A 26359-nucleotide genomic window follows, 5' to 3' on the forward strand; every position below is an offset into this window, starting at 1 on the left:
CATGGGCATCGACAGAACTCTTCGATCTGGCATTGACGTTGACGCGATCAAGGCGACGATCGCCCGTGCCGTGGTGAAGCGCTCGGCGCTGCCCCCGTACGAGGAACTGCGCGAGCTGCACGCTGAGCTGCGGGGGCACATCGAGGCTCTGTTGCCGCTGGCGGAGAAGCAGGTCGGTGAGCTGTGGCGGGGCTCGGTGGAGTGGTACCAGAAGCGGAGCAAGCTCGACACCATTCCCCACCTGGTGGGCCAGGGGCTCGGCCCGGGGTTGCGGTCGGCCTCGGACCACGTGCGCCACTTGGGGCGGACCTGCCAGTTTCTGCTCAACAACGCGGGTGCCTCCGAGGAGGAGGCCGGATGAAGCGTTGGAAGCTGCGAGCGGCGGTCGCCCTCATCTTGGCGGAGCGCGGCGAACAGCGAGTGCGCTCGGGGGAAGGTCGGCAGTCGTGATCAACCTTGTTTCCCGGCTGCGTTTCGATGTGGCTCCGGATGCGCCTGTCCTGCGGGTCCAGGTGACCTGCGACGAGTGTGGGGACGGCTCGGTGTGGGCCACGGACGGGGTACCTCTGTTTGAGCTGTGGATGCGGCTGCATCGGGCCAGTAACCCGGAGCACGACCGCTTCACCGAGACGGTGACGCGCCACTGGGCGGTGACCGACCCTGAAGGACTCGGCGCTGGACTGGCACCTGCCCGGCCGTGGGATCAGGCCGTGGTCCGCGCAACCAACCGGGTTGATGGTCAGCGATGGGTGGTCCGGTGGGCTCGGGCCGTGGAGCAGGTTTGCGGCCGGGCCGTCGACGCGGTGAGCTGTTGGTGGGGTCGGCACCTGAGTGAGCGTGAGCTGTACCGGCGTCTGGACGAGTGCCGGGAACACGCGGCCGCGGCGGTGCGGTTCGAGGATCCGGCCCTTCAGCAGCAGTCGGCACGCAGGCTTCGCGAGCTGGCCCCGCGAACGCGGCCGTTGGCTCCTGACGGTCCTGGCCCTGCTCTTGATCGGGTCTCGGCCGGTGACGGCGAACCGGGCGGTTCGCCCGGGAGCAGTCCTCCGTAGAGCGGCGGGCCGCTGTCGACCAGCGAGCTCCGGTCCCCCTTGATCCCTGACGTGCTCTTCCCAGGTGGAGGCCACATCGCCCGGTGGCCGGGGAAGTCACGTCAGGTGGTGGCGGTGTCGTCCATTCCACCGCCACGCGGTCCGGCTCCTCGCCTCCCTGTCACGCCGGGGGGCCGGACCGCTGCCACGCCGACGGCCCGAGCGGAGTCCCGGCCACAGTCTGACCCAACTCGCTCGGCGGTTGCTGTCACCGTTGCCGTCACCGCAAACGCCAGAGGCCCCTTCCGTTCCCGGAAGGGGCCTCTGGCCTGCTGCGCGCTCGGCAGGATTCGAACCTGCAACCTCTTGATCCGTAGGTTCGGGCAGGGGCCTGGTGGGTGCCTCGCCGGCCTTCCCTGTTGGGGCTCAGCGTCCGCCAGTGGTGGGCACTGGCTGCCGTCGTTGCCGTCAGCGTTGCCGTCACCGGCATCCGCCGAAATCCGTCGCCACAACGGCTTTCAAGGGGGTTGCGGGGAAGCTGCCGCCGAGGCGATGGCCTGCATGAACAGCAGCTATAGCGACTTGCCGGTGGGCGGCCTGGTCCGCCCGAGGGCCAGATCTTGGTTCCGGGCCCGCCCCGGGAGCGCGGACACCTCATGATCCGTGAGCCGCACCGGCAAGGGCTGTGTGCCCTCAGTCGACGCCGCTGCGACGTCAAGATCTAACGAGCAGGCTGGACCTATAAGGGGATCACTCCAGGCAGATCTGCACTTGAATTATTTGAGCATTCCCTTCTGCTTCTTCGTCAGTTCGGCAAATTGGACCGGCCTAGCCCTTGCCACCTTAGGGAAAAGCCAATGCGGAGCAACGTCAAGATTCTGAAGGATTACAACAATGATTGCCAAAAGAAGGACGCAGGCAGCAGCGAGAACTCCCCAAGTAACCTGCGTAAACAGAAGGAAGGCGACGCCTCCAGAAAGAGTCGAGAAAATGCCGATTGCCGTCGCAAGAGAAATTCTCCAGGAGTAGACGTCAACCATCCACTCATCTTCCCTCTGGAGCCTTCGCTCCTCCTCCAGAAGCGACGGGATGTACTTAGCTTCAGGCTTCCAACCCAGACGCTGCTCTGGAGTCGCCTGATACTGCGCCACAACTGTCATCAGCAGCAGCGCGACAATGAAGGATGCTACCGCGACCCCGAAAAGCAGCAGCGAGACGTCTCGCCACGCGCTCCCTTTGCGCGTAGCAGCATTCACCATGGCTGTGAGAGCAAACCCACCCAGGACTGCGACAGGTGTATTTCCCACCGAAGCCAGAGGGTTCCCCAGTTCTCGAGGGCTATCCCATATGGGAGTATGCACTTCCTGCGACCTTCCCGACTTCTCTAGAATCATTTTCGAAAAGCGAGAACCTAGAATCCGTATCTGCACGGCCGTGGCTCCCTTGGATGGTTCCGGCACGTCCGCCGGAATACCAGAGGGAAGGCATACGCGCTTTCTTGGACCGCAGACCCGAGCCGATCCCACTCACTCTCAACATCGACGTGCATTTCTTGCAGTACCGATAGAATTCCATCCCTCGATGAAGGATCTGCGCGAGCAATTACCACTACTACGTCGTCTGAAGTTTCATCAAGCACAGCATCAAGCGCCATCACCTTCTTGCGGCCGAAAGAAAAGAAGAGCTGCTCACTGCCCCCTCGGAATCCGAGCTCTTGCGAATTGGAAATGACACCAACTTCGGTCCAGCCGCCTTCGCCCATCTCCCTTATTGTCATGACGTCACCACTCTTTACTGACGTCGCCTCACCCTTCCAAAACATGCGGCCTCCCTCAAGGGGTCTCCAGACAGGGCGTTTCCACAAAACCCACGTTCCCCATCTACTCCAGGCTTAGCCGCCTCGACAGTAGGGCGCCAGAGTTACTAACCCATTCAGGTGGACCCGCCTACTGAAAGGCCGGACTAGTTTCCGCACGGTTTGGGAGAGGGCGAGCCCAGCTCAGAAGGCCTAGCCGCATGAGACGTCTATTCAGCGTTGTCGCCAGGAATGGCGCGTGCCGGTTCCCCGTGCTCCAGGTAAGTCGTGCGCCCTTCGGCCCGTGCCACCATGGCGCCCTTCACACGGCGGGCAAGCCTTGGGATCAGTAGCTGGTCGAGTTCCTCGCTCCAGAAGAACTCCGCGGCCAGCAGCTCGTCAGAGGCAAGCTTGATTGCCGTCCCCGCGTCCGGCGTCAACTCCCCGCCGTCGAAGACGTACAGGACTTTGTCACCTTCAGCAGGGTTTGGCGCCCAGTCGATCACCAGCAGAGAACCGATGGCCGGCGTGATGCCCAGTTCCTCTTCAACCTCGCGTCGACACGCTGCCAGGGGCGACTCGCCTTCCTCGATGTATCCGCCGGGGATCTCCCACATCGGCTTGTACGAAGGCTGCACCAGCAGCACGCGACCTTGGGCGTCGAAGAACAAGGCGCCGGCCGCCATCCGGGGTCGCGCCATCCGCTGCTCGTGCTCGTTCTCGGGCATGGCACGAGCCTACTGACCGTGCTCCTCGCCCCTGGTCGCCCCAATCCGCTGCCAACGCATGACGCACCGTGTGACACTCGGCCTCACAGAGTGAGGAGATCCGACGATGCGTGGCATGACTACTCAGCTCTCCTTCGGCGAGCGGGTTCAGTTCTACCGGGAACGACGCGGCCTCTATCAGTGGCAGCTCGGGGAGCTGGTGAACCGCTCCGAAGACTGGGTGTACCGGGTTGAGGCCGGGCGCATCCCGGTGAACAACGTCAAGATGCTCGCGGACCTGGCGGACGCCCTGCGGGTCCACGTGGAAGACCTGCAAGGCGCGCCGACACTCCTCGGTGATCACGACGACCACAAGGGCAGCGTGCCCGCCATCCGAGCCGCACTCATGCACTCTCGGCGCTTGGCCGGCGCACTGTACGACAACCGGGAGCCTCCGCGCTTGGAGCGGCTCAGGGTGGAGGTCAACGACGCCTGGGAGCTGTACCAGTCGTCTGCTTACGCGAAGCTCGCAGCGCGGCTTCCAGGACTGCTGGCCGACGTGCGAATGGCCACCCACGGGCACCTCGTGAGGCAGAACAGAACCGAGGCCCTTCGACTGTTCGCCCTGACCTGTCACGTGACCGCGGCGTTCCTCCGGAAGCTGGGCGAGACGAATCTGGCCTGGATAGCTGCGGACCAGGGTGACGTAGCCGCGACCGAGTCAGGTGATCCAGCCATCATGCTGGCGCTCCGCCGGTGCGTGGCACATGTCCAGCTCGGCGCCGACCACGCGGCGGAGGCGGTAAGCGTCACCCTCGACGCAGCCAACGATCTCCCACCCGGTTGGTGGGAGAGCTCCCCCGCGGCGCTTTCCCTCTACGGAACGCTCTTCCTGAACGGGGCGGTCGCCGCGGCGCGGCTGCGTGATCGAGCTCTCGCCGAAGACATGATCGCGAAGGCGCAGGCAGCAGCCGATCGCCTGGGCAGGGATGCCAACGAGATGTGGACGTCCTTCGGACCGAGCAACGTGGAGATTCACCGTCTGGCGCTGGCGCTTGAGTTTGAAGACGTGCAGGTTGCCGTGGACATAGCACCGGGTGTGCGGCCTGCTGGACTCCCACCGGAGCGGCGGGCCAGGGCACGCCTTGACGTCGCTCGGGCCTACGGGGAGGCTGGGCGGACCGACGATGCGGTGGATCACCTGAAGCGGGCCTTCAGGACTGCGCCGGAGCAGATGCGGGCGCACGAGTTCGCCCGTGACCTCGGGCGCCGGCTGCACGAGCGGAGTCGGCGCCGCGATGCGCATGAACTCGCCCTGGGCCTCGGGGTACTCACCTAAGTCCAGCCCCCGACCCCGCCATGTGGACCCGGAAATTTCTTCCGGGTCCACACCGCTTTCGGCGCCTACCGTCTCCCCACTCAAGCCGCCTTAGCCTGGGGAGGATGGCCAACGGTGGACGTACGCGCGATCGAAGTGACGATCAATCGTGCCGTGGTGCAGCGGTCAACGCTGCCCCCGTACGAGGAACTGCGAGAGCTGCACGCTGAGTTGCTGGCGCATATCGAGACCCTGTTGCCGCTGGCGGAGGAGCAGGTCAGTGACCTGTGGCGGGGCTCGGTGGAGTGGTACCAGAAGCGCAGCAAGCTCGACACCATTCCCCACCTGGTGGGCCAGGGGCTCGGCCCGGGTTTGCGGTCGGCCTCGGACCACGTGCGCCACCTGGGGCGGACCTGCCAGTTCCTACTCAACAACGCGGATGCCTCCGGGGAGCATGCCGGATGAAGCGTTGGAAGCTGCGTGCGGCGGTCGCCCTCAACGTGCCGAGGCAGCGGATCGATCGGCGGCTGCCTTCCGGTCGGCCCGTTGCTGCGGTCGGGGTGCTGCCCGGAGATCGGGTCTGGCTGGCGGGCTGCTGGATCGCGGTCAAGGAAGTGTGCTCGGGCCGGTACCCCACGGGTGTGCCGGCCGCGGTGCTGGTCTTCGACGCGGGGTCGGCGTGGTGGCCGCCTGAGCTGTCGCACGTCCTGGTGGAGCGCGGCGAAGAGCGGGTGCCCTCGGCGGGAGGTCGGCAGTCGTGATCGATCTTGTTTCCCGGCTGCGTTTCGATGTGGCTCCGGATGCGCCTGTACTGCGGGTCCGGGTGACCTGCGACGCGTGCGGGGACGGCTCGGTGTGGGCCACGGGCGGGGTACCGCTGTTTGAGCTGTGGATGCGGCTGCACCGGGCCAGTAACCCGGAGCACGACCGCTTCACCGAGACGGTGACGCGCCACTGGGCGGTGAGCGATCCTGAAGGACTCGGTGCTGGACTGGCACCTGCCCGGCCGTGGGATCAGGTCGAGGTCCGCGCGACCGACGGGGCCGATGGTCAGCGATGGGCGGTCCGATGGGCTCGGGCTGTAGAGCGGGTGTGTGGCTGGGCCGTCGAGGCGGTGAGCTGCTGGTGGGGTCGGCACCTGAGTGAGCGTGAGCTGTACCGACGTCTGGACGAGTGCCGGGATCACGCAGCCGCGGCAGTGCGGTCCCAGGGGCCGGCTCTGCAGGAGGAGTCAGCCCGCCGGCTTCGCGAGCTGGACCCGCGAACGTGGCCTCTGGCCCCTGACGGTCCTGGTCCCGCTCTTGATCGGTCCACGGCCGGTGGCGGCGAGCAGCTCGGTTCGCCCGGGAGCAGTCCCCCATAGAGCTGGGCGGGGCCGCTGTAGACCAGCGAGCTTCGGTCCCCCTTGATCCCTGACGTGCTCTTCCCAGGTGGAGGCCACATCGCCCGGTGGCCGGGGAAGTCACGTCAGGTGGTGGCGGTGTCGTCCATTCCACCGCCACGCGGTCCGGCTCCTCGCCTCCCTGTCACGCCGGGGGGGGCCGGACCGCCTTCGACAACTCCAGATGCAAAGACCAGACTCCCCCTCAAACCCTGGCAGGCCCGGGGGAGTCCGGTCGAGAGTCCGTTCTCAGGACCCTGGTGCCCGATGGTACCGGGGTGCTCGTCGTGTCCTGCTCGACGCCTCGGTCTGACCGTACGTAGCAGAGCGCGAGAGGACTTGAACGGATGGCTGAGACACAGGCGGCGTTCGGCGAAATCGGGGTNTTAAAATCTCGTCAAAACCGGTATGGAATCGGGCACTTGATCCAGTAAAGAAACTCTGAACAGCTCTAGCCGCTGGCCGGGCCGGGCGGTCTGCCCTGATGCCCTGCAAGACCCGGCAGTTCCAGCACGTACGAATACGGGGAGGAAGCACCTTGAGTCCGGAAGACCGCGCGCTGCTCGCAGAGATCGCGGAGATGGTCGAACGGCTGCGCCGGGAAGTGGAGAGCCTGCGCGCCGAGGTGTCCGCGATCAATGAGCGGCGGCCCCCGGCCCCTGGTGAGACTTCAGCTCGGCGACTTCCTGCTTGAGCGCCTGGACGTCCGCGTTCAACGTGCGGAGCTGGTCCCGGATGGCTTGGAGAACCTCGGTGAGAGAGCCCGCGGCCGGCGCATCGTCCGGCTCCGCCCCGGCCTCGGTAGGCGTGGGCTGCTGCGGTCGCCGGTAGGTCTTGGCCTCGTAGTTCTCGCCGTTGGGCCCGATCACGTCCGCGACATAGCTACCCCGCCCCTGGACGGTGTAGATCAAGCCCTCGTCGCGGAGTACGCGTAGGGCGCTGCGCGCGGTCATGTTGGCGACGCCGAACCGCTCTTGCAGCTCGCGGTGCGAGGGGAGCTGTTCGCCCGGCCTGATCTTGCCCGCCTTGATCTCCGCCCGGAGAGCGTCGGCGGCCTGCTGGTAGGGCGGGCGCGAATCGTGCGTCGGCGGCGTCATGGCCCAAGGGTAGCCCGCGTTAGCCCACCTATCACACCCACCGAACAAACCAAGGTAGCTAGATCGCTTGACATAGCTAGCCTAGCTAGGTGAAGGTGGAGTCCCGCCGCACAAGCGGCCGGTGACGAAAGGAAGTTCAAGCAATGGCTATGACCCGCATCCGTGTCGGGCTGCTGCCGTCCACGCAGTTCATCGTGGGCACGCTGCCGGTGCCGAAGGTGAAAGACCCGGAGACCGGCGAGCTGGCCACCGACCGGGAGACCGGCGAGACCCTGTTCACGCTGACCGTGTTCCTCATGGAGGAGGGGCGGGCGGAGCAGATGAAGATCACCGTACCGCAGTCCGGTCTCGTGGACGGCCTCAGGCAGGGTCTTCCGGTCCGGCTGATGGAGCTGTTCGCCCTCCCGTGGGCTCGCATCTTCAACGGTCAGCTGTCCGACGGCGTCGCCTACCGGGTCTCGCGCCTGGAACTGGCGGGTCTGCCGCAGGCTCCCGAGGTGTCGGAGTCGGCCGCGTGACGGCCGCCGACATCAACCCGGCCTACCCGGTCGTGCCGGAGGGTGGGGCCAACGACTCCCGGTTCAACAACGGCCTGGTCTTCGACGTGGCCGATGTCCTGGAGGCCCACGGCTTTCCGCCGCTCAGGTCCGGTCGTGACCTGGTGGAACTCATGCAGGCGCTTTACCGATTCATCTACACGACGAAGGGCAACGCGTGACTGCGCGGGAGTTCATTGGGTCTGCCCCGGCTGTGGCCGGGGCGGCCCTGGCCGTGGCCTCCATATGGGCGGTGCTGTGGCTGGTGCGCTACGTGCGTGCGGACACGATGACGCGGGCCAGCATCCGTCAGGCGGTCCGCGTCCGCTTCGGCTGGCGGCGGCTGGCGCCGATGGCGGGGCTGTCGGTGACGGACAAGACGCCGCCGACCGTGGTGGTCGCCCCGGACGGCAAGGTGCCCAAGCCTCGGGTGCTCATCCCGAAGATCAAGGTGGCCCCTGACCGGTACGGGGTCCTGGTCCGGGCGGAGTGCCTGCCCAAGGTGAGCCTGGGCGAGTTCCAGCGCGCGGCCCCGTATCTGGCCGATGCCTGGCGGTGCGCCCGCGTATCGGTCCTGCCCGACACGCCGGGCCGGCTCCTGATCCGCGGCGTGCGCATGGACCCGCTCATCGTCCGCACCGACCACACCCCGACCGGGGCCCCGCCGGAGGAGATCGCGACGTGGCACCTGGGGTTGGACGAGTACGCCCAGCCGGTGAGCGTCAGCCTGGCCGACGTACCTGGCGTGACCGTGGCTGGTCTGCCCGGCTTCGGCAAGACCTCGTTGCTGAACCGGTTCCTGTGCGACACCGCGCCCTCGGACGCGATCCAGTACGCGGTTGCTGACGGCAAGGTCACCTCGTCTGCTGAGGGGGACTACGCGGAGCTGGCCCAGCGTGCTTTCGCGTTCGTCGGGGATGACCTCGGGGAGGCGAACGCCCTGTTCACGCGCTTGGTGGAGCTGCGGCGGGCCCGTTCGGCGGCCATCCGCTCCGTGCTCGGGGTCAAGAACATGTGGCACGTCGGCCCCTCCGCCGCCTGGCCCCTGACGGTCCTGATCATCGACGAAGCGCACACCTACTTCCGCGAGCACAAGGGCTCGGACCCCCAGACGAAGAAGCTCGCCGCGCTCGCCGCGGAGAACGCCCGACTGGTGGAGGACCTGGTGAAGAAGGGGCGGAGTGTCGGCATGCTGGTGATCATCGCGACCCAGAAGGCGACCGGCGACGCTATCCCCACCTTCATCCGCGATGTCTGTCCGGTGGGCCTGTCCTTCGCGCAGAAGACTGCTGAGGCGGCCGTGGTCGCCCTGGGAGAGGACATCCGGAACTGGCCGGACGCCAACCCCACCGCTCTCCAGGACCCGGTCTACGTCGGCGTGGCGTCCATGGCCCACCAGGGTCGGCCCGGCTTCACCCGCGTCCGCACCCCGTATGTGGCCGACACAGACGCCGACCGCATCGCCGCCGCCACCGCGCATCTGACCCGCGACCCCGCCGAACTCCTCGCCCAACTCGTGAAGGCGGCCTGACCCCGCCCCGCTCCGGCTCCACCGACACCCGAAAGGAGGTGAACCCCCTCATGGCTGAAGATCGGATCACTCAGCGCACGGTGACCGTGGTCATGGCCGTCATCGCCGCCCTGGCCTTCGTCTTCTCCTTCGGCAACGTCTGGGCCCTCGCCCTCCGCCTCGGCATCCCTCGCCCCATCGCACCGCTGATCGCGCCGATGGTCGACCTCTCCGTGGTCGGCCTCCTGGTCGCCCTGCGCTACCTGTCCCTGCGCGGCGTCCCCGCCCAGCACATGAAGTCCGCAACCCGGCTCATGCACCTGTCCGGCCTGCTCACCCTGGCACTCAACATCGCCGAACCCCTGGCCACCGAGCACTACGGCCGCGCCGCCGTCGACGCCGTCGCCCCGCTCCTCCTCCTGGGCTGGGGAGCCGTCGGCCCCCAACTCCTGCGCCACTTCCACACCGTGGCCCAAGCCGCCGCGACGGCGCCCGAGCAGCCGGCCCCGGGCCCGGCCGACGCGCCCGCCCCGGCCACGGCACCCCCGACTCCTGCGGCCCCGGAGCCCACCGCGGCACCCGCTCCGGTACCGACGACAGCACCGGCGCCCAGCCCCGACCTGCCGGCCGTCGTCGTACCCCAACCGCTGATGGCGGCAGCCCGCGCCATCGCCAATACCCACCAGGCCGAACACGGCGAACCCATCACCCTCGCCCAGCTCCGCGCTCGCCTCGGTGTCGCCCTCCCCCTGGCCACCGCCGCGCACGCCCAGCTCACCCGCTGACCCCGGTGGCCACCCCGGGACCCACCCATCACTCCCGCCCGACAGGGCCCGGTCCGTCATGCCCCGAGCAGCCTCGCACCCCGCCCCGGGCTGCTCGGGCCCCACCCTCGAAAGGAGACCTCTCCCTTGAACCGCCCGCTGGACCTGCGCCACGTGGCGAGCCTGGCCGTCCGCGACCTGGTCGAGCTCGCCCACCTGCCCGACTTCGACCGCGTCCAGGACCAGATCCGCCAAGTCCGCGGCTGCACCCGTCCCGTCAACCTCGTCGGCTCCACCGAGACCCGCGACGCTGCGACCAATGCGGTCCTGCGCTCCTACACCACCGCCGATGAGCCCACTGGCCGCCTGCTCACCGCCTGCGGCAACCGCCGCGCCTCCCGCTGCCCGGCCTGCTCCCGGCTCTACGCCGCCGACACCTACCACCTGATCAAAGCCGGCCTCTCCGGCGGCAAGACCGTCCCCGACACCGTCCGCACCCACCCCCGCGTCTTCGCCACTCTCACGGCCCCCTCCTTCGGCCCAGTCCACAACCGCCCCACCACCGCCACGGCGAAGACCCGGCCCTGCCGCTGCGGCGGACACCACCTGGCCGACGACCCCGCCCTGGGGACCCCGCTCGACCCGACCACCTACGACTACGCCGGCGCCGTGCTCTGGAACGCCCACGCCGGAGCCCTGTGGGCCCGCTTCACCACCTACCTCCGCCGCGAACTCGCCGCACACCTGGACATGACTCAGAAGGAGCTCAACGCCTCCCTGCGCGTCTCCTTCGCGAAGGTCGCCGAGTACCAAAAGCGCGGCCTGGTCCACTTCCACGCCGTGATCCGCCTCGACGGCCCCGACGGCCACAGCGAACCCCCACCCGCCTGGGCCACCACCGACGCCCTCACCCACGCCATCACGGCAGCCGCCGAACGCGCGACGCTCACTGTCGACTCCGACGCCACCGGCGAACGCGAGCTGCGGTGGGGCCGGCAGATCGACATCCGAGAGATCGAGCACCTGGCCGCCGGTGAACTCACCGACCAGAAAGTCGCCGCCTACGTCGCCAAGTACGCCACCAAGAGCGCCGAGACCTCCGGCACCGTGGACCGGACCCTGCGCTGCCCCCGCTGCACCGGACGCGGCCACATCACCGGCCCCGACGGCTTCCACCACGCGTGCGCTGACTGCGACGGCACCGGACAGGCCGAACCCATCGCCGACCTCCCCGTGCGGCGCCACGTACGCCAGATGATCCGCACCGCCTGGGCCCTCGGCCACCTGCCCGAGTTCGCCCACCTCAACCTCTGGAAGTGGGCCCACATGCTCGGCTTCCGCGGTCACTTCTCCACCAAGTCCCGCGCCTACTCCACCACCCTCGGCGCCCTCCGCGACATCCGCCGCGCCTGGCGCACCGCCCAGACCCACTCCGAGCACGAGGCACCCGGAGCCGGCGGAGAGACCACCCTCGCCCTCTCCCACTGGCGGTACCTGGCCTCCGGCTACAGCCCCGGCGAAGAACTCCTGGCCGCCCAGGTCCGCCACGACATCGCCGAGACCCGCGCCGAAGCCGAACGACGCAAGACCGAAGGAGACCCCTGGCTGTGACCCCTGGGCTGCTCAACGTGGACCAGGTCGCCGCTCACCTCCAGGTGAGCCGCTGGACGGTCTACAACCTCATCCGCTCGCGAGAGCTGGCCTCCCTCACTGTCGGCCGCTGTCGCCGCATCACCGAATCCGCACTTCACGACTACATCTCACGACAGACCGAACGGGAGGCTTCCTAATGCTGTTGTCAAGCGGCAAGCGTGACGGGCGGTGTGACTTGGTAGCACCGTCGGTCACGGATGAGGGCCCACAGAACGTTGACGCGTCGGCGGGCGAGGGCGAGGACGGCCTGGACGTGGCTCTTGCCCTCGGCTCTCTTGCGGTCGTAGAACCGCTTGGAGTTGGGATCGCTCCAGGAGCTGACCAGCGCGGAGGTGTAGAAGACGCGTTGCAGGCGCCGGTGGTAGCGCTGCGGGCGCCGCAGGTTTCCGCTGGTCTTGCCGGAGTCGTGCGGGGCGGGAGCGACGCCGCCGAAGGCCGCGAGGCGGTCCGCGGTGGGGAAGCCGGCCAGGCTGCCGCCGACGGCGACCAGGAACTCGGCACCGAGCTTGGGCCCCATGCCCGGCATGCTCAGGATCACCTCGGCGAGTTCGTGCTCGCGAAACCGGCCCTCGATGAGTTTGTCGATCTCGGCGATCTTCTCGTTGAGGGCCATCACCTCCCTGGCGAGGGTGTGCACCATCTTCGCGATGGCCTTCTCGCCGGCCACGGCGGTGTGCTGCCGCTCGGCGGCCTCGACGGCGGCCTTGGCGAGGCTTTCGGCGCCGCGGACCTTGCGGTTGCGCAGCCAGGTGGTGAGCCGACTGACGCCGATGCGGCGCAGGGCGGCGGGGGTCTGGTAGCCGGTGAGGAGGACCAGGGGACCTGCGTTGGTGAGTTCCAGGGCGCGTTCGAGCGCGGGGAACATGCTCAGCAGGGTGCCCCGCAGGCGGTTGATGGTGCGGGTGCGGTCGGCGACCAGGTCGATGCGGTGGCTGGTGTGCAGCCGCAGCTCGATCGTGGTCTCGTCGTCGGGACGGATGATCTGCAGGTCGCGGCGCATGCGTGCCTGGTCGGCGATGATCCGGGCGTCGCGGGCGTCGGTCTTGCCCTCTCCCCGGTAGGCGTCGGAGGCCCGGTTGACCATGCGGCCGGGGATGTAGAGCAGCTCCTGCAGGTGGTTGACCAGGACAGCGATCAACAGACCCGGCTCGCCGCCGGTCATGTCCATCGCCCAGGTCAGCTCGCGGCCGTCGGCGAGGTCGAGGACGTCGCCCATGAGCTTCAGGAGCTCGGGCTCGTCGTTGGCCACCCGGCGCGACAGCAGGGTCTTGCCGTCGACGTCCATGGCGACGCAGTGGTGGTGGGTCTTGCCGCAGTCGATCCCGGCCCATATCCGGCTCATCGTGCTCCCGAAGTCGTTCCTGCCTTGCCTACCACGGACGACCTCGCCGGCATTGCCCTACACAGCGATCTTGTCGCACTTCCTAATCGGCGGCCGAGTCGTCGTGGGGAGCAGGGCGGCCAAGCCTCCGGAGCCACGAACAACGGCAGCCAGCCTGAGAGCCACACCCCGCTCCCCTGGGTGCCACAACCTTACGAATGGCTGCGGTTCACCCGTGAGTTGAAAGGTAGGGCTGCCTGATGGCGAAGAGGAATGCCAACGGCGAAGGGTCCATCTACCAGCGCAAGGACGGCCGTTGGGAGGGCATCGCGTTCGCCCTCCGCACAGACGGGACGTACAAGCGGCGCAGCGTCTACGGCAAGACCCGAGACGAGGTGCACGACAAGGTGACCCGGCTCAAGGCCGACTCTCAGAACGGGATTCCTGTCGCCACCTCCAAGATGGATCTCGGCGAGTACATGACCTACTGGTTGGCGAATGTGGCGCGCCTCAAGGTCCGGCTGTCGACGTACGCCGCGTACGAGTCGCTGGTGCGGAACTACATCACGCCGGGGTTGGGCAAGAAGAAGCTGACCCGGCTCACAGCTCGCGACATACGGTCCTTCCTCGTTTCGACCGCCAGGAAGTGCCAGTGCTGCGCACAGGGCAAGGACAAGGCCCGTCCTGAGAGGAAGCGCCGCTGCTGCGCGGTCGGCCAGTGCTGCGAGCAGTTCCCGTCAGACCGCACCGTGAGGTTCCTGCTGGTGATCCTGCGGGCCGCGCTCCAGCACGCCGTCCGAGAGGACGAGCTGCCTCGCAACGTGGCCCGGAACGTGGAGCTGAGCGCCGGCACCAAGAGGGAGATCGAGCCACTGACCGCGAAGGAGGGGCGTCAGCTCCTGGCGGTGGCACGGGGCAACCGGCTGTGGGCGGCCTACGAGCTGGCCGTACGGATCGGCCTCCGCCGCGGGGAGGTCCTCGGCCTGCGCTGGCGTGACGTGGATCTGCACGAAGGCGTGGTCACCATCCGCCAGACGATCCAGCGCGTGGGCGGCGAACTGCTCATCGCGGCCCCGAAGACCCAGCGTTCGGCACGCCGGGTGGCCCTGCCCGACGAGTGCGTGGCGGCGCTCCGGGCCCGCCGTGCGGAGCAGCAGGGGGACAAGCGGGCGGCCGGCGACAAGTGGAAGGGGGACGGCAGCGACCTCGTCTTCATGACGAAGAACGGCACCCCCATCGAGCCGCGCAACCTGAACCGGTCCTTCACGGCGCTCTGCGACCGGGCCAAGGTGCGCCGCGTCCGCTTCCACGACCTACGCCACACCTGCGCCTCGCTCCTCCACGAGCGCGGAGCCGACGCACGAACGATCATGGAAGTCCTCGGACACAGCTCCATACGCGTGACGATGGACATCTACACCTTCGTCCGACTGGACTCGCAACGCGCCGCCTTCGACCGCGTCGGCGACGCCCTGCGTGACGGCAACGAGCCAGACGACGATGCCGGCGCGGGCAGTGTCCCGGCCGCCGTCTGATCCACCCCGCGGAGCGGTTGCCGTCAAAACTGCCGTCATCGCAAACACCAGAGGCCCCTTCCGTTCCCGGAAGGGGCCTCTGGCCTGCTGCGCGCTCGGCAGGATTCGAACCTGCAACCTCTTGATCCGTAGTCAAGTGCTCTATCCGTTAAGCTACGAGCGCTTGGCTTCCCGGCGGTTTTTCTTGCCGGTCGGCGTTGCGGGAACAACATTACATGACCTGCGCCGTCACGCGAAATCCGTTTGCCACACCCCCTCTGACCTGCGAAAACGCCGACTACACAAGATCGACCGGCGAGTGCCCACGCGGAGCGCGGACCGCTTCGGAGGGCCGAATGTGAGCGCTTGCACATCCCTGGGGGCCGTCGGGATGTCCGAGGGGCGCGGTGGGGACGTTCGAGGGACCTTCGAGGGGTGTTCCAGGGGGCGCCGACGGGCGGACGGCGGGTCGAGGTTGTCCGAGGGGTGGACGGGGAGCGCGCCGGAAGGTGTCCGGAGACCACCAGAGGGCCGCGCGAGTCGGCCGGAAGAGGGGAAGGGCTCCACGCGGCCGGAAGCGGGAAGAGTCCGTCGGCCGGAAGAGCGAAGAGCACTCCGGCCGGGAACGGCGAAGGGCCCCGGTCGGTAGCGACCGGGGCCCTTCTCGTAAGCGGAGGCGGAGGGATTTGAACCCTCGATGGGGGGTAAGCCCCAAACCGCATTAGCAGTGCGGCGCCATAGACCGGACTAGGCGACGCCTCCATTGCCACTCCACACCGCGCAAGCGCGAGGTGGCGTGTGCAGATGATGACACAGCCGTGCGGCAGGTCACCAATCGCGTTCTACGGTACTAGGCCGCCCGGCACCGGAGCAAAGCGCTCGCCGGGGCCGCAACGTGCGGGGCGTGTGCGCGTTAGAGGAAAGGGGGCAGTGTGTGCCCCCGGCCCGCCGAGTCCAGGAGTACGACCATGAGCACGTCCACGCCGCTGCCGCTACTGCTGCGCCGGGCCGCCGTCGCCACCGCAGCGGCCGCCGCCGCCCTGACCAGCGTCCCGGCGACGGCCGTCGCGGCACCGCTGCCGCTGCCGCTCCCCGAGCGGGAGCAGCGCGCCGTGCCCGAGGACTCGGTGACGGGCGGGCCGGTGCACGACCCCGCCGGCCGGCCGGGCGACGGGGCGGGGACCGGCGACGCCGAGGAGCCGCGCGACCCGGAGCAGCACCTCACCGTCACCGTCCACGGCGCGGGGCTCGGCACGGACGGGATGTACGACTTGACCTGCCACCCCACCGGCGGCGACCACCCCAAGGCGAAGGCGGCGTGCGAGACGCTGGACGGGCAGACCCGGTGGGGTCGTGACCTGTTCGCCCCCGTTTCGCCCGGCTCGAACTGCACCCTGCAGTACGGCGGGCCGGCCACCGCACACGTCACCGGGGTCTGGGCCGGCCGCCCCGTAGACGCGCACTTCAACCGCGAGGACGGCTGCGAGATTGCCCGCTGGAACAAGTTCGTGCCCCTGTTGCCGAAGATCGGCTCGTGACGGACGCCACATGTCCGGCGTGCGGCGAGTCGCACAAAGGCGTGGCAGAACCTCCCTCTCATCCGCCGCCGCTCCCGCATCCCCTGCCCTTAGACTCCCTTCTAGTGACACTCCAAGGGCCGGGCGGCAGACTGGCCGCGGGTGTCGGCAAGGTGCGGTAACCAGGGAGGAAGCGTCGTCGTGAGCAGCAGGCCATCCCGAGGCGCTGCTCGCCTCGCAGCCATACTCGACGCCCTCCCCGACGCGCTGCTGCTGGTCAACTGCAACGGCACGGTGGTCAACGCCAACCACATCGCACTGGAGAGCTTCGAGACGCCCGGCACCGCGCTGGTGGGCCGTGGGCTCCTCGATCTGCTGCCGGACTTCGACTCCAAGCGCATCCCGGGATCGATGCGCCGCCCCATCGACGACCGCGAGGGCGGCCGCACCCGACCCACCCGGATGATGGCGCGGCGCACCGACGGGTTCCAGTTCCCGGTCGAGGTGACCAGCGCCAATCTGGAGGACGGCCGCACCCCGTACGCCGACAACCACAGCTACACCGGCGACGAGCTGCTCATGCTCGTCGTGCGCGACCTGACCGGCACGGTGGACACCGAGGCCGAACTCGCGCGCCAGCAGCGGCAGACCGAGATGATCCTGCGCGCCGCCGCCGAGGGCGTGGTCGGCGTGGACACCGACGGCAAGGTCGTCCTGGTCAACCCGTCCGCCGCGCAGATCCTGGGCTTCCGCGCCAGCGACCTGGGCGGCCAGGAGCTGCACCCGCTGGTGCACCACTCGCGCGCGGACGGCTCCCCGCTGCCGTACGAGGAGTCCCCGCTCGCCGACACGCTGCGCTCCGGGCGCAAGCACCGGGTGCGCAACCAGACGCTGTGGGCGAAGGACGGCACCAAGGTGCCCGTCGACCTGACCACCGCCCCGGTGCGCGACGGGGACCAGCTGGTCGGCGCGGTGATGACCTTCACCGACCGGCGGCAGTACGAGGCGATGGTCGCCCGCCACACCGAGCGCTATGACGCGATGGTGGCCGAGCAGACCGAGCGCTACGACGCCATGGTCACCGAGAAGACCGCCGCCTACGACGCCATGGTCGCCGAGAAGACCACGGCCTACGACGCCATGCTGGCGGAGAAGACCGAGGCGTACGACGCCATGCTCGCCGAGCAGACCGAGCGCTATGACGCGATGGTGGCCGAGCAGACCGAGCGCTACGACGCCATGGTCACCGAGAAGACCGCCGCCTACGACGCCATGCTCGCGGAGAAGACCGAGGCGTACGACGCCATGCTCGCCGAGCAGACCGAGCGCCACGACGCGCTGGCCGCCCGGCACGCGCAACTCCTCGCCGTGCTGGACGAGTCGCTGCGCGGGCCGCTCCTGCAGCTCCGCGCCGAGCTGGGCACGCTCGCCGCCGACCCGGCCGGCCAGCTGTGGCCCGAGGCCAACCAGATCCTGCACTACCTGGCCGCCGGCTACACCCGGATGACCACCCTCGTCGACAACGTCCTCAGCTTCCAGCGCCTGGACACCGGTGTCGAGCGGCTGGAGCGGCGGCGCGTCTCCCTGGACGCCGTGGTGACCGCGGCTGTCGAGGGCGCGGTCGAGCTGATCGGCCCCGGCCGGGCGCAGTTCGCGGTGCACGCGCCGCCCATCGAGGCCGAGGTGGACCCGGTGCGGCTGGCCCAGGCGCTCGCCCACCTGATCGCGGACGTCGCCGGGGTCGACTCCACCGGCAACGCGGCCGGCGGCGGAATCCCCGCCGGAGACTCCACGATCGTCGTCGCGGCCGCCCAGCGCGGTCAGGCCGTGCGGATCGAGGTCCGCGGGCCCTACCCGGGCGGCGACGCGGTGCACGGTCCCCTCGTCCGCGGCATCGTGCGGTTGCACGGCGGGGTGCTGCAGACGCACGAGGTGCCCGGGATGGGCGGCGGCAGCGCGTACGTCCTGGACGTACCGGCCTCGGCGGCGGCCGCCGGCCCCGCAGCCGCCGCTCCCTCCGGAGCCACCGCCGCATCCGGCGAACAGACGAACGGCGCGGGCGGCACCGCCGGCACGGACGCCACACATGGCACGCACGGCGCGGACGCCACGCATGGCGCGGACGTCACGGGCCGTGCGGACGCGACCGACGGCGCGGGCCACACCGACGGGAGCGGCCGCACCGACGGCGCCGTCGCCGCCACCGGTTCGATCCCGGTGCCGGTCGAGGGTGGCGAGCCGGACCAGGACGCCGAGCCGCAGGCCGGCGCGGATCCCGCGGCCGCCGGCGCCCCGAAGGGTCGCCGCGCCCGCCGCGCCGCGCCCGGCGACGCCACCGCGGGCCGAGCCCAGGGCCAGAGCCAGGGCCAGGGCCAGCTCCCGCCCGCGACCGACGGTGCCGACGCGACCGACGGGCGTGCGGTCGGCGGTACGGCCGGCGGCGCGCTCCCGACAGCGGCTCCGGTGGCCGGCGCGGGCGCGCCGAACGGCCTGGTGGCGGTCGCGGACGCGACTGCCGTCGCGCCGGAGGAGTTGCCCCGGCCGACCGGGCGGCGCCGGGCGCGCCGCGCCCCGGAGCCGGCTCCCGCCGCCGAACCCCTGCCCGCGACGGCCCAGGGTCAGGCGCGCGGCGACGCTCCCGGCGTCCTCGCGGCCGGTGCCGCCACTCCCGACGGATCCGCCGCGCCCGCCGGGCTCTCCGGCGCGCCCGGCGACGGCCACACTCCCGAGCAGGGAGTCCCGGCCCTCGACGGCCCCGCCGGGCTGAGCCCGGTCGGCCCCGCGGGGGTCGGACCGGGCGGCCAACGGCTGGTGCCCGCCCAGGGTCCGGCGGGCGAGGCCGTCCCTTCCGCACCCGCGCCGACCGGCCGCCGAGCCCGACGCGGCGCCCCCGCCCAGGAGTCGGAGGCCCCGGCGGGTGCCCGTGCGGCCTTCGCGCTCCCCCCGGCCGCCGCCGACGCCGCCACCCCGCCCCAGGGGCCCGCGGGCGCCGAAGGCCCGGTCCCCGCACTGTCCGCGGCGCCTGTTCCCGGCGAGGCCCAGCAGGCGCCTCCGGGCACCGGTCGCCGCCGCGCCCGGCGCGCCCTCTCGGAGAGCGCGGACCAGCCCGGACCCGGCGCGCCCCACGCTCCCGAGGCCACCGGCCCGCAGCCCCAGGGCGCCCCGGCCGACGGCGCCGCGCCGCCGGCCGCCCGCGCCCCCTTCGCCCTCCCCCCGGCCGCCGCCGACCGCGCGCCCGCGTCCCCGCCGCCGGGTGACCTGAGCCCGGCAGACCCGGGTCCGGCCGACCTGACTCCCGCCGACCTGGGTCCGGCGGGCCTGGTGCCCGCCCAGGGTGCGCCCGGCGCGCCGGGCGGGAACGGCCCCGCCGGGCTGCCGGCTGTGCCCGGCCCCCAGCACGCCCCGGACGGACACGGTCTGCCGGGCGGCAGCGCCCCCCTGCCCGTTCCCGGTGCCCCGGCGGGCGCCGACGCACGGGCCGTCCCCGGCGCCCGCGGTGTGGGCGGTCGGCCGTCCGACGCCGACGGGGTGAACGGCGTGCCCGCCACGCAGCGAGTCCCGCACGGCCTGCCCGGCTCACAGGACCTCGCCGCCGCCCGAGGCATGGCGCTGGCGGGGCCCGGCGCCGCCGCGCGCGGACGGCTCGACGACGGTACGGCGCCGGGCGGCGCACCCCATCCGCGCAGCCCTGGAGTGGGCACGGCGCGCGGCGCCGCCCCGGACGACGCCGCGGGCATGCCCGTGCCACCGCAGGCCGGTGCGCGCGGCGCCCTGCCGGCGCGGGACGACGACCGCCACGAGCCCGAGCTCGACGCCGATGCCGGGGCCGAGGTCGAGGCCAGCTGGTCCGCCGGCCCGCACGGCGCCGCGCCGCGCACGGAGGAGTGGGGCCACGCGCCGGGCGACGCGTTCGCCCCGGCCCAGCACGGTGCGCCGCAGACCGTCGCCGGTGCGGGTGCGCCCGCCGCGGGCCGACGCGCCCACCGCGGCGGCCCCGCGACCGCGCTGCCGGGTGGCCCGGGTGTTCCCGGTGCCCCGGACGTTCCCCGTGCTCCTGGCATTCCCGGTGCTCCTGGTGCCGTCGACGCCTCGGCCGACTGGGCGGAGGGTTCGGGCCACCCGCAGGGTCCGTACGCCCCCGAGGACAGCCAGGACGGTGCCCCCCGTGCAGTCGCCGTGCCCGGCGCGCGCCGCGCCCGCGTGGCCCAACCTCCGTACGGTCCGGGCGGCATGCCCGTCACCGATGACGACGCGGCCCCGGACGACGGCTGGGCCGACGGCCCGCAGGCCCCGGGCGCTCCCGCCGTGCCCGGCGCACGCGGCGCCCAACCCCCGTACGGCGAGGGCGCCACGGCGGCGCGGGACGGCTGGGCCGACGGCCGCCGGGCGGCGGGACCGTACGGCCCCGGCGTGGGCGCGCCGGCCGTCGACGAGGACCCCGGGACGCAGGGCGGCTGGGCCGGTGACGCCCCGGCCCCCGGCCGGCGGACGAGGGCGGACGAAGGGCCGCACGGGCCCGGCGCGGCCGGTCTGCCCGCCGCGCGACGGCCGGACGGCGGCCGGGGCGCCGGTTACCCGGCGGACGACACGACGGCGGGCGGCCCCGGCGCGGGTCTCGACGCGGGTCTCGACGCCGACGGGTCCGCGCCCGCGTTGCCGGCCGCGCGCGAAGCGGGCGACGGGGCACCGTACGACCCCGCGCGGCCCATCGCGCCCGGACAGCCGCAGGCGCCGGGGCAGGAGCCGACCGGCCGACGGCGGGCCCGCCGCCCCCTGGCCGAGGAGCCCCGCCAGTCGGCGGAGCCCGGACCCGGTACGGGCCTGGCCATGGGACCTGGGCCGGGCGGTCTGGGCCAGGGCGTGCCCGGCGGCTCCGGCGGGGCCGCGCAGCCGGGTCAGGACGCCTCCCACGGGCGGCCGATCAGCGTGCGCACGCTGGGACAGGGCGTGCCGTTCGCGCCGCCCGGCACCGACCCGCAGCGGCAGGGGCCGACCCCGACCGGCAGCGTGCCCGTCGCGGGTTCCGGCCGGCGCCGCAAGCTGGCCTCGCGACCGGAACTCGACGAGCAGGTCGGGCCGATGCCCGCCGGGCGCCCGGGCGCCACTCCGCCGCATACCCCACCGCACCCTCAGCCGCACTCCCAGCCGCGTGCGCAGTCGCCCGGCGGACCGCAGCAGGGCGCGCAGCCGCAGGGCGCCGCGGGTTCCGCGCTGGCCGGGACGCCGCAGCAGCCGCACCGGCCGGGGGCGCCCGTGGACGCCACCACCGGGCGCGGACGGACGTTCGCGATCGGCGCGCCCGACGAGGGCGAGGAGGGGCCGCAGCCGCTGGACGGGCCGAACGGCGCCATAGAGGTCGTCGACGACCGCACCCCGCAGCCGCCGCCGGACGACGAACTGCCGCCGGAGCCGCTGGACAACCCACGCCGGCTGCTGGTCTGGCCGGCGCCGGACGTCTCCACCCAGCAGGCGCTGAGCGACCGCGGCTACCGCCCGGTGATCGTCAACTCCCGGGAGGAGGTGGACGCTCAGATCGCGGCGTATCCGGCCGCGCTCTTCGTCGACCCGCTGACCGGGCCGATCACCAGGACCGCGCTGCAGTCGCTGCGCACGGCCGCCGTCGCGGCCGAGGTCCCGGTGCTGGTGACGGCGGGGCTCGGTCAGGCGACGCGCGAGGCCGCGTACGGCGCCGACCCGGCCGTGCTGCTCAAGGCGCTCGCGCCGCGCGACAGCGAGCAGCACCCGCCGCGGGTGTTGCTGATCGAGGAGCACGAGCCGATCGCCAGCGCGCTGACGGCGACGCTGGAGCGACGCGGGATGCAGGTCGCACGGGCGGTGACGGACGCGGACGCGGTGGCGCTGGCCGGGCAGATGCGGCCCAATCTGGTGGTCATGGACCTGATGCAGGTGCGGCGTCGCCGGGCCGGGATCGTGGACTGGCTGCGCGGCAACGGGCTGCTCAACCGCACCCCCCTGGTCGTCTACACCTCGGCGGACATCGACCCGGGCCAGCTGTCCCGGCTGAGTTCGGGCGAGACCGTGCTGTTCCTCGCGGAGCGCTCGACGAGCGCGGAGGTGCAGACGCGGATCGTGGACCTGCTGGCCAAGATCGGCACCAACTGACGGCGTCCGGCCGTCGACGGGCTGACGGCGTCCAGCGAACGCCGCTGCGGACGCGGACACGGACACGGACGCGGACACGGACGCCGCGGACACGGACGCGCGACGAGCGTTTCGGTGGTTCCGTAGGACGGTGGCTGTACGGCCGTGTCCGCGGGCGGTCACGCCGAACGGCCGAGCCGAGCGCCGTACGGGCGGAGTCCGGACCCCGTACCAGCGCCGCGCGGACGCCGTACGGAAGCCGCACCCGCGCCGCGCGGAAGCCGTAGCAGCGCCGCACGGGCGCGGTTACGAGCGCCGTACGGGCGGAGTGGGAGGGGCGGCGCCCGACGGCGCCGCCGCTCTCCCGCCGTACCGGCCTCAGTCCAGTGTCGTCACATCCAGCTCGCCCTCGGCGTACTGACGCCGGATCACCTTCTTGTCGAACTTGCCCACGCTGGTCTTGGGCACGGCGGGGACCAGCGCCCATCGCTCCGGGAGCTGCCAGCGGGCGATCCGCTCGCTCAGGAAGGCGCGCAGCTCCTGGTAGTCGACGGTGCTCCCGTCCCGGAGCACGACCGTGGCCAGCGGGCGTTCGCCCCACTTGTCGTCGGGGACGGCGACGACCGCCGCCTCCGCGACCGCCGGGTGGGCCATGAGGTGGTTCTCCAGCTCGACGGAGGAGATCCACTCGCCGCCCGACTTGATGACGTCCTTGGCCCGGTCGGTCAGCGTCAGATAGCCGTCGGGGCTGATGGTGCCCACGTCGCCGGTGCGCAGCCAGCCGTCCTCGCTGAACTTGTCGTCCGGGCGGAGCGGGGCGGCGCCCTCGCCCCCGTAGTAGGCGCCCGCGATCCACGGGCCGCGCACCTCCAGCTCGCCGGCCGAGGCGCCGTCCCAGGGCAGGAAGCGCCCCTCGCCGTCGCGCAGCCGGGCCTCGACCGAGGCGGGGAAGCGGCCCTGGGTGACGCGGTAGCGCCACTCGTCCTCCCCGGCCAGGCCGGCCGGGGGGTGGGCGACGGAGCCCAGCGGCGAGGTCTCGGTCATGCCCCAGGCGTGGATCAAGCGCAGCCCGTGCCGCTCCTGGAAGGCGCGCATGAGGGCGGGCGGGCAGGCCGCGCCGCCGATGATCACGCGCCCCAGGAAGCTCACGTCCCGCGGCCTGGCGTCCAGCTCGGTCAGCAGCCCGGACCAGATGGTCGGGACGGCGGCCGCGATCGTGGGCCGCTCCCGCTCGATCATCTCGGCGAGCGGGGCGGGCTGGAGGAAACGATCGGGCATCAGCAGGGAGCTGCCCGCCATGAAGGCGGCGTGCGGTGTGCCCCAGGCGTTGACGTGGAACATCGGCACGACCGGCAGCAGCACGTCGTGCGCGGCGAGGGCGAACGACTCCGCGGCGTTGAGCTGCAACGAGTGCAGATAGATGGAGCGGTGGCTGTAGGCGACGCCCTTGGGGTCGCCGGTGGTCCCGGAGGTGTAGCAGAGCGCGGCGGCGTCGCGCTCGTCGACCTCCGGCCAGTCGAACTCCACCGGGCGGCCGGCGATGAGCTCCTCGTACTCGTGGACCCGGGCCCGCGCGCCCTCCAGCGGACCGCGGTCGCCGGGGCCGGTGACGACGATGTGCTCGACGCAGGGCAGGTTCGGCAGCAGCGGGGCGAGCAGGGGCACCAGCGAGCCGTTGACGACGACGACCCGGTCGGCGGCGTGATTGATGATCCAGGCGAGCTGTTCGGCCGGCAGCCGCAGGTTGAGGGTGTGCAGCACGGCGCCCATGGAGGGGACCGCCAGATACGCCTCAAGGTGTTCCGCGTTGTTCCACATCAGGGTGGCGACCCGCTGGTCGCCGGTGACGCCCAGTTCGTCCCGCAGCGCGTGGGCGAGTTGCGCGCAGCGCGCGCCGACCTCTCCGAACGTGCGCCTGGTCGGTGTGGAATCCCCGGTCCATGTGAGGACGTACGAGCCGCTGTGCACGACCGCGCCATGCCGCAGTATGCGGCTCACGGTCAGCGGGACATCCTGCATCGTGCTGAGCACCGGGGCCTCCTGAAGGACCGGTTACGCGCCAGTAGGTGCCGCCGATTCTGCATTCGACCGGGCGGGATGTCACTACTTCGGCGTGACCGAGCCCTCTCGGCGCGTCGCGAGGAGCGCGATGCGGGCCGGCGCCGTGAGCGTCCACCTGCGCCATCGGGCGCGTCGGACGCCGTCGGGCGTGTCGCACACCGTCGGCACCCTCGGGCGTGTCGCGCGCCGTCGGACGCCACCGGGGGCGGTTCGGCACCTCGGAGCCGGTGTCTCCGCCGCCATGGGTGGCGGTCGGCGCCGTGGGAGGGGCGGGGCTCAGGCTGCGCGCAGCTGCTCGGCGCCGCGGCCGGGCTGCAGTTCGGGGTTAAGCTCGGGGTCCTCGCGCAGCTTGCCGAGGGCGCGGGAGACGGCGCTCTTGACGGTGCCGACGGACACCCCGAGCACCTCCGCCGTCTGAGCCTCGCTCAGATCCTCGTAGTACCTGAGGACGACCATGGCCCGCTGGCGGGCGGGCAGCCGCAGCACCGCTCGCCACATCGCGTCGCGCAGCACCTGCTGCTCGGCGGGGTCGGGGGCCGGGATCGGATCGGGCTCCGGCAGCTCGTCGCAGACGAACTCCTCGACCTTGCGCTTGCGCCACTGGGAGGTGCGGGTGTTCACCAGCGCGCGACGGACGTAGCCGTCCAGCGCGTGGTGGTCCTCTATGCGCTCCCACGCCAGGTAGGTCTTCGTCAGCGCGGTCTGCAGCAGGTCCTCGGCGTCGCAGGGGTTGGCGGTGAGGGCGCGGGCGGTACGCAGCAGAACCGGCCCTCGTGCCCGGACGTACGAGGAGAACGACGGGAACACGACGGTCGATGCGCTGGGGCACACTGGCGTGGTCATGGCGTCCACGCTATGAGCGCGTAGCGCCTCAGGGATCGGCCCCAGGTGCCGAAGCCGGATCCCCCTCAGGTTGTAGGGGTGGGGCTGGCACCACCTCCTGGGGGCGGACGGGAGGAGGAGGTCCTTCAGGGTCGGCTCTCAGGGATGCGGTCCCTGGACCCGGTATCAGCGGTGGTCAGCCCGATGATCGCCGACCCGCGGGGCAGGGGGCCGGCGGCCATCCGTGCTTATTCATCACTCAACTTTCCATGGTCAGCGGACGATCGCCACCGGGGCGTCGACCCTGTTGCGGTCGATGCTCAACCGCTTGCCGCCGTGCTTCTCGCTCACGTTGCCCGCGTACTGGTGGATGCGGCGGTGGGGGTGCCACGCGTTCGGCCGCAGCACCGGCTCCCCGAAGACCGTGGCCTTCACGCCCCAGCGCGCGAACCACATCGCCGACGGCAGATCACGCACCCCGGCCCGACGGGCCTGCTCCAGGTGAAGCACCCCGGACTCGGCGCTGCTGTAGAAGCCGGGGAAGTAGCCGGAGTCGCGCACCTCGCGGTTCCAGCCGCGGATGAAGGAGAGGGTGGCGCGGGCGCAGGCGCGGCGGGTGTGGTCGTACGCCTCCATGTCGAGGTAGAGGGCGCTGCGCTCCCGCAGGCCGAACGCCTCCGCGCGCCGCACCGCGTCGCGGCCCTCGCTGCGGCCCTGCTCCCAGGGGTGGGCACCGATCCGGACGCCCATCTTCGCCGAGTTGCGCACACACGGGGACTGCGAGCCGACGTACACCGGCAGCAGCCGCCAGCCCAGATCCTCGGCGCCCAGCGCCCAGGAGCGGGTGAGCCGGGGCTGGCTCGGGCAGGCGCGACCGCGGCCGCCGAAGTAGACGCCGATCACCCGGTACGGGGAGGAGCGCCACGCGCGGAGGGTGGCGAGGGAGGGGGCGTGGCAGGTGTCGATGCCCCAGCCGCGGAAGATCCGGGCGCCGTGGACGCGGGGGTCGGGGAGAGCGGCGGGAATGGCGGGGCCGACGGCGCGGGGCCCGGTCATGGCGTCCCGCTCGCCCTTCGTTCCCGCCGTTTCCTCCGCTTCCCTCCTTCCCTTCGCGTCCTTGGGGTCCCTGGGGTTTCTGGGGTCCTCGGCGCCCTTCGCATCCGTCGCGTCCGTCGCGTCCTCGGCCTTCGTGCTCTTGCCGTCCGCCGTCGTCTTCGCCGCACGGGCGGC

General features: G+C 71.4%; 20 protein-coding genes and 2 tRNA genes. 13 read left to right on the forward strand and 9 right to left on the reverse strand.

Features of this window, described 5'->3' with window-relative positions:
- Position 1 precedes the first annotated feature (1 nt).
- The gene (locus tag LRS74_RS15715; RefSeq protein ID WP_277741591.1) at positions 2-361 is read left to right on the forward strand and encodes a DUF6415 family natural product biosynthesis protein; all 360 of its coding nucleotides are present in this window, start codon (positions 2-4) and stop codon (positions 359-361) included.
- Positions 362-1807: 1446 nt separating this feature from the next.
- Here the strand turns inward: LRS74_RS15715 and LRS74_RS15720 are convergent.
- Both LRS74_RS15720 and LRS74_RS15725 read right to left on the reverse strand, forming a co-directional pair.
- Positions 1808-2461, reverse strand: a complete 654-nt coding sequence (locus LRS74_RS15720) for a hypothetical protein (RefSeq protein WP_277741592.1) — start codon at positions 2459-2461, stop codon at positions 1808-1810.
- Between the two features lie 595 nt (positions 2462-3056).
- Positions 3057-3554, reverse strand: a complete 498-nt coding sequence (locus tag LRS74_RS15725; RefSeq protein WP_277741593.1) for an NUDIX hydrolase — start codon at positions 3552-3554, stop codon at positions 3057-3059.
- A gap of 115 nt (positions 3555-3669) precedes the next feature.
- Here LRS74_RS15725 and LRS74_RS15730 point away from each other — a divergent pair, with 115 nt between their 5' ends.
- From LRS74_RS15730 to LRS74_RS15740, 3 genes are all read left to right on the forward strand, one after another.
- Positions 3670-4872, forward strand: coding sequence for a helix-turn-helix transcriptional regulator (locus LRS74_RS15730; RefSeq protein WP_277741594.1), 1203 nt, complete (start codon positions 3670-3672; stop codon positions 4870-4872).
- Positions 4873-4986: 114 nt separating this feature from the next.
- The gene (locus LRS74_RS15735) at positions 4987-5316 is read left to right on the forward strand and encodes a DUF6415 family natural product biosynthesis protein (RefSeq protein ID WP_277741595.1); all 330 of its coding nucleotides are present in this window, start codon (positions 4987-4989) and stop codon (positions 5314-5316) included.
- On the forward strand, positions 5313-5612 hold the full coding sequence (locus tag LRS74_RS15740; protein ID WP_277741596.1) for a hypothetical protein: 300 nt from the start codon (positions 5313-5315) through the stop codon (positions 5610-5612). Before LRS74_RS15735 ends, LRS74_RS15740 begins: the two co-directional genes overlap by 4 nt.
- A 1255-nt stretch (positions 5613-6867) precedes the next feature.
- Here the strand turns inward: LRS74_RS15740 and LRS74_RS15745 are convergent.
- Positions 6868-7329: a winged helix-turn-helix domain-containing protein gene (locus LRS74_RS15745; protein WP_277741597.1), complete on the reverse strand. Its 462-nt coding sequence runs from the start codon at positions 7327-7329 to the stop codon at positions 6868-6870.
- A gap of 143 nt (positions 7330-7472) precedes the next feature.
- Between LRS74_RS15745 and LRS74_RS15750 the strand changes: the two genes are divergently transcribed.
- From LRS74_RS15750 to LRS74_RS15775, 6 genes are all read left to right on the forward strand, one after another.
- Positions 7473-7847 (forward strand): hypothetical protein, encoded by a 375-nt coding sequence (locus LRS74_RS15750; RefSeq protein WP_277741598.1) that lies wholly within the window; start codon positions 7473-7475, stop codon positions 7845-7847.
- Positions 7844-8047, forward strand: coding sequence for a hypothetical protein (locus LRS74_RS15755; RefSeq protein ID WP_277741599.1), 204 nt, complete (start codon positions 7844-7846; stop codon positions 8045-8047). The genes LRS74_RS15750 and LRS74_RS15755 overlap by 4 nt, the downstream gene beginning before the upstream one ends.
- A gap of 53 nt (positions 8048-8100) precedes the next feature.
- Positions 8101-9396 carry a cell division protein FtsK gene (locus tag LRS74_RS15760; RefSeq protein WP_277741600.1) on the forward strand — a complete coding sequence of 432 codons (1296 nt, stop codon included), beginning with the start codon at positions 8101-8103 and terminating at the stop codon, positions 9394-9396.
- Positions 9397-9446: 50 nt separating this feature from the next.
- Complete coding sequence (locus tag LRS74_RS15765) at positions 9447-10160, forward strand: DUF2637 domain-containing protein (RefSeq protein WP_277741601.1); 714 nt, start codon at positions 9447-9449, stop codon at positions 10158-10160.
- A gap of 126 nt (positions 10161-10286) precedes the next feature.
- On the forward strand, positions 10287-11750 hold the full coding sequence (locus tag LRS74_RS15770; RefSeq protein WP_277741602.1) for a replication initiator: 1464 nt from the start codon (positions 10287-10289) through the stop codon (positions 11748-11750).
- On the forward strand, positions 11747-11929 hold the full coding sequence (locus tag LRS74_RS15775) for a helix-turn-helix domain-containing protein (RefSeq protein ID WP_277741603.1): 183 nt from the start codon (positions 11747-11749) through the stop codon (positions 11927-11929). The genes LRS74_RS15770 and LRS74_RS15775 overlap by 4 nt, the downstream gene beginning before the upstream one ends.
- 8 nt (positions 11930-11937) lie before the next feature.
- On the opposite strand, the gene LRS74_RS15780 is transcribed toward LRS74_RS15775, so the two are convergent.
- Positions 11938-13134, reverse strand: a complete 1197-nt coding sequence (locus tag LRS74_RS15780; RefSeq protein WP_277740518.1) for an IS110 family transposase — start codon at positions 13132-13134, stop codon at positions 11938-11940.
- A 239-nt stretch (positions 13135-13373) separates the two neighbouring features.
- On the opposite strand from LRS74_RS15780, the gene LRS74_RS15785 reads away from it, so the two are divergent.
- The gene (locus LRS74_RS15785) at positions 13374-14648 is read left to right on the forward strand and encodes a site-specific integrase (protein WP_277741604.1); all 1275 of its coding nucleotides are present in this window, start codon (positions 13374-13376) and stop codon (positions 14646-14648) included.
- Positions 14649-14738: 90 nt separating this feature from the next.
- Here LRS74_RS15785 and LRS74_RS15790 read toward each other — a convergent pair.
- Together LRS74_RS15790 and LRS74_RS15795 are read right to left on the reverse strand one after the other, a co-directional pair.
- Positions 14739-14811, reverse strand: a tRNA-Arg gene (locus LRS74_RS15790).
- A gap of 487 nt (positions 14812-15298) precedes the next feature.
- Positions 15299-15389: transfer RNA gene (locus LRS74_RS15795), tRNA-Ser, on the reverse strand.
- 206 nt (positions 15390-15595) lie between these two features.
- Between LRS74_RS15795 and LRS74_RS15800 the strand changes: the two genes are divergently transcribed.
- Together LRS74_RS15800 and LRS74_RS15805 are read left to right on the forward strand one after the other, a co-directional pair.
- Positions 15596-16165, forward strand: coding sequence for an SSI family serine proteinase inhibitor (locus tag LRS74_RS15800; protein WP_277741605.1), 570 nt, complete (start codon positions 15596-15598; stop codon positions 16163-16165).
- 180 nt (positions 16166-16345) lie between these two features.
- Positions 16346-22267 (forward strand): PAS domain-containing protein, encoded by a 5922-nt coding sequence (locus tag LRS74_RS15805; protein WP_277741606.1) that lies wholly within the window; start codon positions 16346-16348, stop codon positions 22265-22267.
- 357 nt (positions 22268-22624) lie between these two features.
- Here the strand turns inward: LRS74_RS15805 and LRS74_RS15810 are convergent, their stop codons facing one another.
- From LRS74_RS15810 to LRS74_RS15820, 3 genes are all read right to left on the reverse strand, one after another.
- Positions 22625-24277: a long-chain fatty acid--CoA ligase gene (locus tag LRS74_RS15810; RefSeq protein WP_277741607.1), complete on the reverse strand. Its 1653-nt coding sequence runs from the start codon at positions 24275-24277 to the stop codon at positions 22625-22627.
- Between the two features lie 306 nt (positions 24278-24583).
- A complete protein-coding gene (locus LRS74_RS15815) occupies positions 24584-25150 on the reverse strand; it encodes a SigE family RNA polymerase sigma factor (protein WP_277741608.1) in 567 nt (188 codons plus the stop codon).
- Positions 25151-25402: 252 nt separating this feature from the next.
- Positions 25403-26185: a DUF1906 domain-containing protein gene (locus LRS74_RS15820; RefSeq protein ID WP_277744773.1), complete on the reverse strand. Its 783-nt coding sequence runs from the start codon at positions 26183-26185 to the stop codon at positions 25403-25405.
- Positions 26186-26359: the final 174 nt, after the last annotated feature.

This window comes from Streptomyces sp. LX-29 (assembly GCF_029541745.1).
Taxonomy (GTDB): domain Bacteria; phylum Actinomycetota; class Actinomycetes; order Streptomycetales; family Streptomycetaceae; genus Streptomyces.